The organism is Streptomyces sp. NPDC087901 (assembly GCF_044742205.1).
Taxonomy (GTDB): Bacteria; Actinomycetota; Actinomycetes; order Streptomycetales; family Streptomycetaceae; genus Streptomyces.
This window is the reverse complement of sequence record NZ_JBIUUC010000022.1, coordinates 1-12,316: the sequence shown is the minus strand read 5'-3', so window position 1 is coordinate 12,316 and position 12,316 is coordinate 1. Positions and strand designations below refer to the sequence as shown.

Sequence of the window (12,316 nt, the reverse complement as noted above, 5' to 3'; positions counted from 1 at the left end):
GGGCGGCTGCAAGGCGGAGGAGGGAGTCACTGAGTCGCTGCGGGCATTGGCGACCGACGACAACGCCGCAGATGTGCGTGCCGCACCCCGCGAGCCCGGCATGATCCCGACGAGAGGTCCTAGGACCGTTCGTTGGTTCGGCGCCTGCCAGGGGTGGTGATCGCCGTCCGCAGGACGTCGGGCCAGTTGTCCGGATCGCCGCCGAGGTGGCCGTGTATCCATTCCGCCCAGCGGTCCAGGCCGAATCCCACACAGGCGGAGTGGGCCGGTGTGCCGTCGGGCAGGGTGATGCCGAACTCGACCCCGAAATGCTGTTTGTGCAGATTGACGGAAGTTACGGCCACCGCCGACGAACCGTCCGCCGGCAGTCCGCGCAGCTCGTGCTTGAGGCTCAGCGCCGACTGGTATCCCAGCAGGTCGGCACGCTCGGAGGTGAAGAAGGGGTCGCTGGCCGTCGTGAGCGTGCTGGGCAGACCCACGTCGCGGGCGAGGTCCGCGACGGCGTTCAGCATGGTGTCGCGGAACGACTTGGCACCGGCGGCGTCCCCGACGAAGACCAGCTCCCTCATGTCGAAGGACCACAGGCGAGTGGCGACGGCCTGCGCCCCGGCCTCGTACCGGCCGCACATGCCGCGCGCGGTGAGGGTGATGGGGGCGGGCAGCGTGCCGTCCGCGAGTCCGGCGAACAGGTTCATGCACACCGCGGGTGCCAGTGCCACGGGAGCAGGGGTCAGCTCGGCGGCCGCGGCCACCACGTCCGGTGCCTGGGCAAGCCGGTCGAGTGCCCGCAAGTCCTCCCGCACCACCGCGCAGGCCGTCAGATGCTGGGGGAAGTTGCGCGTGTACCCGGTGCGGCGGAGCGTCTCCCAGGACACCAGGTGCGGCACGAGCCGCTCCATGGCGCCCACCTCGTCCGCCAGTCCGAGGAGTAGCGTGTCCAACGCGCGGACCAGACGGGCCAGTTGCGTTCCGCCGACACGCAGTCCGGGCCCTACCCACGTCGCATCCGACGGAGGCGCACCGGAGCCGGAAGGGCCGTCGAACTCGTACAGCACGTGCGGTGCGCGCGCGGTCTCCAGCGCCGCCCGCGCGTGGGCCTCATCGAGCAGTACGGCGGTCGCCTCCGTGCTGTGACCGGGCGCCGCGACGTAGCGCACCTTCACCCCGGGTTCCGTGTGCTCCAGCCAGAACCTGCCGTCGCCGGGCAGGCAGTAGGACAGAAGATCCTCGAACACCCGGCGCTGGGAGGGTGCCAGCGGCGTCGGCGCCTGCCAGGTCACCACGTCGCTCATGTCGTCCTCACCGCGCCGCTCATGCCGTCCTCACCACGTCGCTCACCACGTCGCTCATGTCGTCCCGCCCGCGTCGCTCACGGCACGGAGCCGGTAGGCGCATTCGGAGTCGCGGACCGCGCGGAAGGTGCGGCCCTGAGCCGTGGCCAACGGCCCTCCGGTCAGCTCGAGTTCCTCGATCCGGTCCAGCACGCCGTGGAGCACGATCTCCAGCTCCTGCTGGGCCAGTCCCATGCCAAGACAGACGTGCCGCCCCATGCCGAAGGTGAGCGGCGTCCTGGCCGTCCGCTCCGGGTCCCACACGTGCGGACTCGGGTACACGGCAGGGTCACGGTTCGCGCTGGCGAGCACCACCTGGAGCGGCGCGCCTTCGGGAATGTCGACGCCGCCGAGTGTCACATCCCGGGAGGCGAAGCGCAGAGTGACGTGAAGGGGCGGCTCGTGACGCAGCGTCTCGGTCACGACCGCGGGGACCAGGGAGCGGTCGTCGCTCAGGCGTCGGAAGACCTCCGGCTCGGCGGCCACCCGGCTGAGCAGATTGGTGATGCCCGCCGCCGTGGTCTCCGTACCCGCCGCCAGCAGCAGTACGGAGGTGTTGACGACGTCGGCCTCACTGAGTGTCCCGTTCTCGGCCAGCGCGTTCAGCAGGCCGTCGGCACCCGGACCCGCCGGCAGCGCGTCGCGCAGGTAGTCCCGCAACTCACCGCGCGCGGCCACGACTTCCTCCAGGCTCACGGTGCCGTGATCCACGTACTCCACCAGGGGCCGCATCAGGTCGCGCAGCCTGCCGGAATCGCCGTCGGGGAGGCCCATGACGTGGCAGACGACCGCCATGGGCAGCCGCTCGGCGAGCCGGGCGACGAAGTCACCGCGCCGTTGCCTCAGGAGGTCGTCCAGCATCCCTTCGGCCAGCGGCGCCACCACGCGGCGGCCGAACTCCGTGGCCGCACGGGGCCGGAAGGGCGCGGCCGCCGCCGACCTCAGCCGTGCGTGATGCTCCCCCTCCTGGTCGAGCATGGTCGGCCCGAAGGCCCGGCGGCTGACCCGGAAGGGGTGGAACGCGGTGAAGCCGGGCGACGTCATCACCCGGCGTACGTGTTCGTAGCCGAAGACGAAGTAGGCGCCATAGCGCTGCGACAGATGCACGGGCTCGTGCTCCCGGTACCAGTCGTACGACGGCCAGGGGTCCCGCTGGAATTCCGCCGCCGCGAAGTCGATGTCGTCGACGGGCCGGTTCCCCCGCAGGCTGTCCTTCGTGCTGGTGGACACGTGCGACCTCCTCGGCTAGGGGTTGAACTTGAGTGGGCCGGAACCCGCGATGAACTCGTCGAGGCCCGTGAGATCGGCCAGTGTCCGCTGCTGCTCGCGCATCGTCCGGCGCAGCCGGTCCTCCCGCACGCGCAGTACCGAGCCCGAGGCGAGAACGGCCGATACATGGCTCTCCGGCAGGAGCAGGAAGCCGTCCTCGTCGCCGAAGATCCAGTCCCCGGGGGTCAAGCGGCATCCCGCCACATCCACCGTGTCGGGTACGGCCTCGGCCAGTACCGAGGTGGTCCTCGCCGACACGAAGTTCACCTCGGTGGAGAAGACCGGCACAGGGATGTCGGCGAGGGCCTCGAGGTCCCGTACCGCCCCGTTCACTACGATCCCGCCCAGGCGCTGCACTTCGGCGGAGGCGACATAGATGTCGCCCGCCAGCCCTTCGGACGGGCTGATCTCGTTGTGGATGAAGATCACCCAGCCCGCGGGCGCAGCGGCCAGCGCCTGGAGGCAGGGCAGCATGTCGTCCGACGTGGTGACAGGGAAGACCGGTCCGCATACCCGGGGCAGGCCGTTGCGTGCCACCAGCGGCAGCGCGAGCGCGTTGGTGAACTCGGCTGCGCTGTCAGCGAGTTGTGCGCACGACACCTCGGCGAAGCGGCTCCGGAGGGCGGCGATCTGCTCTTCGCTGTACTTGGAGGACACGGTTGTCATCGGGTGGCCCCCTCCGCCTGGACGAGATCCCACAGGCCGCGCATGGTGTAGAAGCTCTCGATGTCGTGCTCGGCCAGGTCGAGGGAGCAGCCCGTCAGTGTCTCGATGAAGACGATCATGCGGATCACCGAGAAGGACGTGACCAGACCGAGATCGAAGAGGTTGTCATCGTGCCCGAGCCCCTCCAGTACGACCCGTTTGGCCTCCTGGTCCGGCTGCATCGACAGCAGGGATCCCCGTAGCTCGTCGTAGAATGTGGCGCTTTCCATGTGTCCTCCTGAGTTCTCCCATGGGGTGGGACGGATCACGCCCGGCTGCCTGCCAGCGCTCCGCCCACCACGTCAAGGCCTTCGATGATCTGTTCCAGTGGCGTGGTCAAAGGGGGAGCTATCCGGATCCGCCGGCCTCGGGCGCCCCCGGACAGCATCAGCACTCCGCAGTCGAAAGCCGTCTGCACGGCCTCACCGCTGGCCACCTTCGTGGGCTCGAACGACAGCGCCGGGCCCGTGACGTGCAGGTCACGCACCAGGCCGTCGGCCGACCACTTCCCGGCCCGGTCGCGGAAGAGTTCCGCTATGCGCTCCCCCATCCCGGCCACCGGGTTGCTGTCCAGATAGCCGAAGACCCGAAGTGCGGCGCGGAATCCGAGAGTTGCCGTCTGGAAGGTGTGCGCGAGGTGGACCCTCCCGGCGACGGATCGCTCCAGTTCGGCCTGATAGACGACGGCGGAGAGCGGATACGTCCCGTTGGTCAGGGACTTCCCGAACAGGACGATGTCCGGGGTGAGCCCCCACGCCCGTGACGGACTCAGCGAGCCGTGCCGGTGGAATCCGCACTGGATCTCGTCGGAGATGGTGAGCACACCGTTCTTCCGGGCCCTTCCCTCCAGCTCCGTGAGCCAGCCGGCATCGAGCGGCACATAGCCGTTCGCGCCCTGGACCGGTTCGTAGATGACCGCCGAGATGTCCTGCCAGTTCTCCGGGAAGGAGCCCACGGGCAGGTGCTCGATCTGCCCGGACAACAGGGCGGACAGCCCGGTGTCCTGCAGCGCGATGTCCCGCTGCACGGTTGTCGCGGCCAGCGCGTCCAGGCCCAGTCCGTGAAACGCCCCTTCGATGGCCACGATCCGACCCGGCCTGCGCCTGCGGGCCAGCGCGAAGGCGGTGGACACCGCGAAACTGCCGCCCACCTGGTACAGAACTCTCCGCGCGCCACCGCCGACCGCGGCGCACAGCCGCCGGGAGAGCAGTTCCGCCTCCTCCGGGTAGAAGAGGGCCGCGAGGTCCGACCCGAGGGTGAGAGCCTCTTCCACCTCCCGGTTGCGGTGCCCGAAGTTGACGGAGGCGTAGGCCGACATGAAATCGGAGCACGTACGCTCCCGGCCGTTGGTGTCGCGGAGCACGAGGGTGGCGTTGTCGGCGTCGACCAGCACATGCGGGTCACCCAGCGCCCCACTCTCGTCCAGACCGCTGAGACTCCGATGACCTGAGGGATTTAGCGTGTCCATGCCATTCCTTCCAGGAAGACTCGCATCCGGCTCATCGCTTCGGTCAACCGCTCGACCGACTCCGTGCAGGCGATCCGCACATGCCCGCCGCCTTGCCGGCCATAGGCGCTGCCCGGCACCACGGACACCCCGGCCTCGGTCAGCAGGCGGCGGGAGAACTCCCGGTCCGACAGTCCCGTCCCCCTGATGTCAGGGAACAGATAGAACCCTTCGCCCACCGCTTCCGACCGGACACCGGGCATGCTGACGAGTTCGCCGTGCACGAGGTGTCTGCGCCGGGCCGCCTCAGCCACACGCCCGGTGATCCACTCCCGGCTGTTCAGGGCCGCCGGGATGACTCTCTGGACCATGGCCGGCATGCAGCAGGTGGTGTTCACCATCAGGTCCGCCAGGTCCTTGGCCAGCTCCGGCGCGGTGATGGCGATACCGGCCCGCCAGCCGCACATGGAGTGACTCTTGGACAGGGACTCCATGAAGACCGCCCGCGGGTGCGCCGCAAGGTCCCCGTGCAGGGACGACCGGCCTCCGCCGGGCTTGAACTCCCGGTAGGCCTCGTCGAAGACCACGTACAGTCCGCGGTGGTCGACGACCTCCATGATCTCCTCGATCAGTCCGGCGGGGATCACCGAACCCGTCGGATTGTTCGGGGAGTTGATGATGATCAGTCGGGTGCGCCGGGTGACCAGGGAGCCGATCTCGTCCGCGTCGGGCAGGAAGCCCGCCTCACGACGCAACGGATAGGGCACGGGAACCGCGCCCGCGAGCCGGACCAGCTCCGCGTACGGCGGGAATCCTGGATCCGGTAACAGCACCTCGTCCCCGTGCCCCGCGACGGCAAGCAGCGTGAGGTAGAGCACCATGTTGCTGCCCGGCACCAGCACGACGCGCCCGGGGTCGACCCGCGAGCCCATCAACTCCGTATAGCTGGACGCGACTTGCAGGCGTACGTCAAGCTCTCCGGCCGCCTCCGTGTACCGCCGGCCACCATCGGCGAGGGCGGCCGGGAGCGCGTCGATCACGGCAGGCGGTGGCTGCCAGTCCGGCTCACCCAGCTCCAGGTGCACAACGTCCTGGCCCGCTCTCTCAAGGCGCGCGGCTTCGGCCCGCACGGCGAACGCCGAGCCCCGTTCCAGGCGGTGCACCGGCGCCGCCCGCGACCGGGTGTCCACGAGGGCGGTCGCCGGAGCGGTCCGGGCAGCGGTCGAGGCCACTTCCGCGCAACTCATCGGCCGTCCTTCAGCAGCTTCAGCGCGGCGTCCACCACGTCCTGCTCCAGCGGCCATGTGTGCTGCTCCAGGGCCGGCGTCGACGGCACAGGCACATCAGGGCAGCACACGAACTCGACCCTGCCGCCCAGTCGCGCGGCCACGCCCTCCACGTCGTACAGCGCGGAGAGGATCTGGGCGGGTGCACCCGACCGTGGCCCGTCGTCGACGAACACCAGGCGTCCGGTGCGACGCACCGACTGTGCGATCGTGCCGACATCCAGGGGAACGAGGGTCCTGGGGTCGATCAGATCGCAGTGCACCCCCTGCGAGGCGAGCAGCGCCGCCGCCTCCACTCCGACCTTCACCGCACCGCCGATGGCCAGCAGGGTCACGTCCGACCCGGAGCTCAGCGTCGCGGCCCGGCCGAAAGGGATCGGCTCGGCGGCCAGGGCGGCCGCCAGGCGCACGCCACGCGCCAGCTCCGGCGCCACGAAGAACATCGTCGGGCCGGCGTCCCGGACGGCTGTGCGCAGCAGACCGCACGCGTCCTCGGCCGACCCCGGCACCACCACCTGAAACCCCGGAAGCTGCATGAACACCCCGTACGGGCACTGCTCGTTCTGCGGGCCGAGCTGCTGACGGCCGCGGGTGGCCGACGTGACGACCATGGGTACCCGGTAGCCGCCGTCGGACATGTAGTGCAGCCTGGCGGCGTGGTTGACCAGCTGATCCATGACGAGGAAGGTGAAGGACGCACGGTTGAGGTCGAGGACGGGCCGCAGTCCGGTCATCGCGGCCCCGACCGCCATGCCGGTCATGGCCTGCTCGGATATGGGGCAGGTGCGGATGCGCTCCGGCCCGAACTCCTGCTGCCAGGCCGGGGACGTACCGGTTGCGAGAAGGACGATGCGCTCGTCCCGCCGCATTTCCTCTTCCAGTACGAGGTCGAGCACGGCCAACTCGTTCACGACGCCTCCGGCCGGATGTGGGTGAATACCTGGCTCCGCTCGGGCCACGGCGCGGTCCGGGATCGCTCCACGGCATCCGTGACGACAGCCCGTGACCGTGCCTGGGCGCGGTCCAGCTCCTCCTGCGCGACACCGTCGTCCAGAAGCCGCCGGGCCAGCAGGGTCAGTGGATCGCGCGACCGCCAGTGCCGCAGCTCTTCCTCCGGGCGCTTCTCCGTCGACGGCCTGTCGAACTGGAGATGGAACTCCGTCAGGTACGTACGGGCCTCGATGAAGGAGGGTCCCGCTCCGGCCCGTGCCGCCGAGACCGCTTCACTCGCTGCGCGATACACGGCCGTCACGTCGTTGCCGTCGACCGAAACGGCACGCATACGGTGTCCTTGGGCCACCCTGAGCAGCGAGGCGTCCGGGTACACCTCCTCGGTGCGCGTGCCGCCCTGGTAGCCGTTGTGCTCACACACCATGATCAGGGGAAGGCGCTGCACCACAGCCATGTTGAGGGTCTCGTGGACCACCCCGCTGCCGAGCGCCCCGTCGCCGAAGAAGACCACGGCCACGCCGCCGGTGCCGCGCACCTGCTCCGTCATCGCCGCGCCGGCCGCGATCGGAACGCCCGCACCCACCAGGCCGCTGGAGACCAGGATGTTGTTGGCCGGGTCGGATATGAGTGCCGCCGCCTTGCCGCCGCACAACCCCGTGCTCCTGCCGAACAGTTCGGCGGTCAGAGCGACCGGTGACGTGCCCCGGGCCAGCGCGTGCCCATGTCCGCGGTAGTGGCTCACCAACTGGTCCCGCGGCTCCAGCGCATCGCAGACTCCGACGGCGACGGCCTCCTGCCCGACATACGGATGGACCGGCCCGACCACCTCGCGCGCCGTCCGCAGTTCCATCATGCGGTGTTCGTACACACGGATGAGGCTCATGGTCTCGTAGGAGGACAGCAGGTCCTGAGAAGAGCTCATGTCCTTGGCCGGGACATCAACCAGCCCGGTATCACTCATCAGTCGTCTCCTGGAGTGAGGAAAGAGAATCGCGCACGGCCACACGGAGTACGCCGTGGAAGAGAACGGGCGGCATTCCCGGGTCGTCCGTGGAACGCACGGACGGCGAAGAGGGCCGATCCGTCGTCGCGTCTCAGTCGTGACGCTTGGTGGCCACCATGATCCCGCTGCTCACGGGGAGATCCACCGCCACGAGACGCGGATCGGAGAGAATCGAGTCGCGTACACGGGTCACCGATTCACGGTGCTCGGTGGATTGGTAGCGGGACAGGTCCATGTCGTCGACGACCAGCATTCCCGAGGGCCGCAACGCCGCCACGGTCAGGTCGAGTCCGGACCACTTTCCGCCTTCGGCGTCGGCGAAGATCAAGTCGAAGCGTCCCAGCTCCGGGAGCTCCTTCTCCACGTCGGCAACCCGCACCTCGACCCACTCGGGCCATGGCAACTCGCGTGCGGTGGCAGCAAGTTCCGGGTCCCGCTCCAGCGTAAGAACCGTCGCGTCACTTCGGTGCCCGAGCCCCGAGGCCAGCCAGGCCGCACCCACGCCGGCGCCGGTGCCCAGTTCGAGGACCCGCCCGCCGGGAGGAACAGCACTTGCGAGAGCGGCCAGGAGTCTGCCCACCGTTTCCTCGCAGGACAGCTTGAAGCCCCGCGCCTCCGCGGACTTCATGGTCTCAAGAACAAGTTCAGGAACGTTACTCATCGCCATCCGATTCCTCGATCCCGTACCTACATGCACGCCGTGACCCGTGGCGCGCGCAAGGCAAACCCACAGGCAATATCAGGCAATGCGCCAATACGCCGCCGTTGCGTCGTCGTGAAGCTTCGTCAGACTATTCCGAGCGCCGCGGAAGGCCCTTTGCTCCGCGTCCCGGATCCTTCGTACGAGAGCGGCGGGTTCATCCTCCAGAGTGTCGAGCAGCCCCGCCCAGTCCATGAGCCGGTAGCGGTCGACGGCACACGACACCCCATCCGTCATCAGCGCGAGGCGCCGGACGTCACCTACCGGAAAGCTCCCTTTCACCGCCGCCCAGGCTGCCGCCGGTTCGCTTGCCGCCACCCAGTAGCCGCCAGGCGTGTTGCGTCGTCGTCTCTTCGCCTCGAGCAACGCGGCGTACGCGGAGCGCGTCGGATCCTTCAGCACAGCCCTGCGCTCCGGGAGGTCGAGCGCGGACAGACGGTCGTCGGTGATCCGCTGTACGGTCCCGCCGATGTCCGCCACGATCGTGCAGTCGCACAGGACCAGGTACTCCATACGCCCCTGGCGCTCCCGCACCACGGCCAGGGCCGCGGCCGGCGGATCGGGCAGCGAGAGATCGCACGCATCACCGTGCAACCCGACGACGTCGGCCAAGGCCCGGTACAGCACGTCATCAAGGCCGCCTTCCGGCGCCTGAGCATGTTCCAGCAAGCGGCCCGCAAGCTCACCCGCGAACCAGGCCGTGCCGTGATGGCACCCGGACCCGTTCCCCGGCACAGTACTGACACCGTCGAGCACCACCACCGTCGTGCCCTCCGCGGCCACGAAGTCCTCGTTGGGGCCGCCGACCGTACCCGCTTCACTCATCAGCTGGATCGACATCGCGACAGCCCCCTCCTCCCGTACCGCCCGTCACCCGTCCAGTGCGTTGCGGAGGGCGGATGAGCCGTGCGCGTCCGCTCCCCGTCCCCGCCCGGACGATCCTTCCGGTGGCCAACCCGCCGGTCAATCGACCTTTGGTACAGGGCGCGGACACACCCGACGCATGCCGCCTCAGCCGTGCGCCGCCCCGGAGTCCGCCGCGGACGGCGCCGGCCTCGATCCCCCGCCGCTCAGAAGCAGTCGCCGTACCAGTGGACGGCCCCGGGCGCCGTGACGGTGGCCCGGACGGAGGCCGGCGTGGCGTGCAACGGCCGTGCCATGCCCACGTGTTCCGTCACCTGCCGGGCATCCGCCAGGAGGGCGGGAAGGGCAGCCGTCACTCCAGGCGCGCCGGGGATCCGGACGCGGGCCCGGGTCAGCCCCGCCGCCCGGCCGCGTGAACCGACGGCCGCGAGCAGTGCACCCAGGCACTCGGCCGCGCCCGCGAACTCGCGCACCTCCACGCAGTCCCCCACGTGCTGCGCCACGATCCAGCCGGTCAGCGCCCCGGAGGCGGGGTCCACCGCGACGAGCGAATCCTCGACGGGGCCGTACCAGGCGGGCACACGCACCGCCCAGTCCTCGGCCGCCCGCAGTGAGCTGAGCGGCCGGCTCGCGTTGTACGCGTGGTGCAGCGCGGCCACCTCCACGGCGTCCTGCGGGGTGGCCGCGCGGACCGGGAAGGCGCCGGGGACTGCCGTCGGGGTGATTGTCCCCTCGGTGCAGGTACTGCCGAACTCCTGCCATCCCGAGCTCCGGTAGACGCCGGGCGTGCCGGTGAACAGCAGGGACCAGGCGCACTGTTCGGCGGTCATGGTGCGCTCCGCCGCCGCGAGCAGCAGCCTGACCAGGCCCTGTCCCCGGGCCTCGGGGCGGGTGGCGACGCTGCCGATGCCGCCGACGCGCTGCGGGGTACCCGCCGCGTCACGGATCAGCCTCGGCACATAGACGACGACGGCGTCGATCCCGCCGCCTTCGGCGCTCTCGGCGACGAAGGTGTGCCGGTGGCGCTCCGGGTCGAGGGCGTGCAGGGCGGCGATGTGCGGGGCCTCGAAGCACCGATGCCACAAGGCTGCCAGGGCGGGATCGTCGGCGGCGGTCGCCGTGCGGATGAGGGCGCTCACAGGATGAGGTTCCCGTCCGTGCGCACCGTGTCGCCGGCGGGGGGCATCGCGCTGCGCCGCGTGCCGTCCTCGACGCACGTGGTGTGCAGGACCGACGCGAGGGCCTCCGGCGCCAGATGGAGCGTGCCGCCGGTGAAGCGGCTGCCGGTGGCGGCGTAGTGGTTCGTGCCGTCGGCGATCCGGATGTGCGCGGTGTCCGGTCCGGCGGCCGCGCTGCTGAGGCCGGTGATGTCCCAGGTCGCCTTCCCCGGGCCGTCCGCACGGCCGAGCAGCGCCTTGGCCTTGTTGCCGCCGGTGAACCTGGCGCCGCCCGTCACGGTGATCCGTTGGTCGCGCACGCCACTGAGCTCGATGCCTGTGTTGTCGTACGTCCCGCCGTCGATCCGCAGGTCCGCGGAACCGACGGAGAGCGGGGCCGCGTTCTCGGCGCCGGTGACCGTGCAGTCGGTGAAGTGGACCGGGCCCGCACCGCGCAGGACCGCACCGTCCACACCCTCGAACGTGCAGCGCACGAAGTGCACCGGCGCGGTGACCGGCGTCTGGACGAGGACGGCGCCGGCGGGCAGTTCGAAGGAGCAGTCGCTGATCGTGGTCGGGCGGGTGGAGCGGGCGGAGCGCTGGGCTATGGCGAAGGTCTTCGCGGTGCAGCCGCGCACCTGGGCCCCGTCGGCGTTCACCGTGAGGGTCCCTGCCTGGTCGAAGGTGGGACGCGCGATCACCGTGATGTCCTCCAGCGTCAGATCGGTGATCTTCGTGTTGGCGGTGAACCACGAGCACACGTGTCTGCGTACGGTGATCCGCTTGGCGGAGATGCCCCACTGGGCACCGGAGTTGGCGATGTCCATCAGTCCGGAGTTGCCGTCGAAGAGCAGGTCGTGCTCGTACTGGCCGTGGGTGGTGAAGGGGTTGCCGCCCGCGTCGTCCCCGTCGCCGTGGCAGTTCACGACGGTGCAGTAGGCGGAGGCGGTGAGGTCGTTGAGGTGGCGCACGTTGCTGGTCGTGCAGTCGGCGACCCGCCCGTACAGGCAGTAGATCTGCTGGGTGAGGTAGCCCGCGCCGCCGTACATGACGGTCGGCGGGTTCTTCAGGGAGCAGTCCTCGGTGCGGAAGCGGGTGCACCAGCGGCGCATGATGACCGGCCAGAACGTACCGGTGGCGTGGATGCCGGAGACGTCGCAGCCGACGGCGTACTCGAAGCTGACGGGGTGGGAGCCGGTGTACTCGTCGGGCCCCGCGCCCTCGAAGACCATGTTGCGGATGTGGGTGTCGCGGACCGGCTCGATCAGGGTCCAGGTGAGGGTGCGGCCTTCGGCGAGCTCCCAGCCGTTGAGATAGCCGATCCGGATGTGGCCGGAGTCGATGATCTCGGTGATCTCGACCAGCTTCTGCAGCTCGCGCTCGTCACCGCCGCCGCCGGCGACCGGGTCGACCTGTACGGCCCACCACTGGCCGACCGCGAACGCCTTGGCGTCGGGGACCGGGAAGGTGTCGGTGAGTTCGATGACCTTGCCGGAGAGCGCGTGCTTGACGGTGGTGTCGGTGGGGGTGCCGCGGAAGGAGAGGACGGCGCCGAAGGGGTTGTCGTGGGTGTTCTTCTCGATGCCTTCGGTGCGGATGTGGT

Annotated in this window: 12 protein-coding genes; all 12 read right to left on the bottom strand. The window is 69.9% G+C overall.

The features are described from left to right. Window positions 1-119: 119 nt before the first annotated feature. The gene (locus tag ACIOEW_RS38350) at window positions 120-1,292 is read right to left on the bottom strand and encodes a hypothetical protein (protein WP_362554828.1); all 1,173 of its coding nucleotides are present in this window, start codon (window positions 1,290-1,292) and stop codon (window positions 120-122) included. 54 nt (window positions 1,293-1,346) lie between these two features. Next, window positions 1,347-2,561, bottom strand: a complete 1,215-nt coding sequence (locus tag ACIOEW_RS38345) for a cytochrome P450 (RefSeq protein WP_401969942.1) — start codon at window positions 2,559-2,561, stop codon at window positions 1,347-1,349. 15 nt (window positions 2,562-2,576) lie between these two features. Further along, the gene (locus ACIOEW_RS38340; RefSeq protein ID WP_362554832.1) at window positions 2,577-3,266 is read right to left on the bottom strand and encodes an RraA family protein; all 690 of its coding nucleotides are present in this window, start codon (window positions 3,264-3,266) and stop codon (window positions 2,577-2,579) included. Continuing rightward, a complete protein-coding gene (locus tag ACIOEW_RS38335) occupies window positions 3,263-3,535 on the bottom strand; it encodes a hypothetical protein (protein ID WP_362554834.1) in 273 nt (90 codons plus the stop codon). Before ACIOEW_RS38335 ends, ACIOEW_RS38340 begins: the two co-directional genes overlap by 4 nt. Window positions 3,536-3,570: 35 nt before the next feature. Beyond that, on the bottom strand, window positions 3,571-4,773 hold the full coding sequence (locus ACIOEW_RS38330) for an aminotransferase class III-fold pyridoxal phosphate-dependent enzyme (RefSeq protein ID WP_362554836.1): 1,203 nt from the start codon (window positions 4,771-4,773) through the stop codon (window positions 3,571-3,573). After that, window positions 4,761-5,999, bottom strand: coding sequence for a pyridoxal phosphate-dependent aminotransferase (locus tag ACIOEW_RS38325; RefSeq protein WP_401969937.1), 1,239 nt, complete (start codon window positions 5,997-5,999; stop codon window positions 4,761-4,763). Before ACIOEW_RS38325 ends, ACIOEW_RS38330 begins: the two co-directional genes overlap by 13 nt. Beyond that, window positions 5,996-6,949: a transketolase C-terminal domain-containing protein gene (locus ACIOEW_RS38320; protein ID WP_362554840.1), complete on the bottom strand. Its 954-nt coding sequence runs from the start codon at window positions 6,947-6,949 to the stop codon at window positions 5,996-5,998. Before ACIOEW_RS38320 ends, ACIOEW_RS38325 begins: the two co-directional genes overlap by 4 nt. After that, the gene (locus ACIOEW_RS38315; RefSeq protein WP_362554842.1) at window positions 6,946-7,950 is read right to left on the bottom strand and encodes a thiamine pyrophosphate-dependent dehydrogenase E1 component subunit alpha; all 1,005 of its coding nucleotides are present in this window, start codon (window positions 7,948-7,950) and stop codon (window positions 6,946-6,948) included. Before ACIOEW_RS38315 ends, ACIOEW_RS38320 begins: the two co-directional genes overlap by 4 nt. A 133-nt stretch (window positions 7,951-8,083) precedes the next feature. Continuing rightward, window positions 8,084-8,653, bottom strand: a complete 570-nt coding sequence (locus tag ACIOEW_RS38310) for an O-methyltransferase (RefSeq protein ID WP_401969934.1) — start codon at window positions 8,651-8,653, stop codon at window positions 8,084-8,086. 78 nt (window positions 8,654-8,731) lie between these two features. After that, window positions 8,732-9,532, bottom strand: a complete 801-nt coding sequence (locus ACIOEW_RS38305) for a protein phosphatase 2C domain-containing protein (protein ID WP_401969931.1) — start codon at window positions 9,530-9,532, stop codon at window positions 8,732-8,734. 230 nt (window positions 9,533-9,762) lie between these two features. Continuing rightward, window positions 9,763-10,695, bottom strand: coding sequence for a GNAT family N-acetyltransferase (locus ACIOEW_RS38300; RefSeq protein ID WP_401969928.1), 933 nt, complete (start codon window positions 10,693-10,695; stop codon window positions 9,763-9,765). Beyond that, window positions 10,692-12,316, bottom strand: a 1,625-nt coding sequence (locus ACIOEW_RS38295) for a peptidase C14 (protein ID WP_401969926.1), incomplete at its 5' end; no start/stop codon positions are given. The genes ACIOEW_RS38300 and ACIOEW_RS38295, both read right to left, overlap by 4 nt.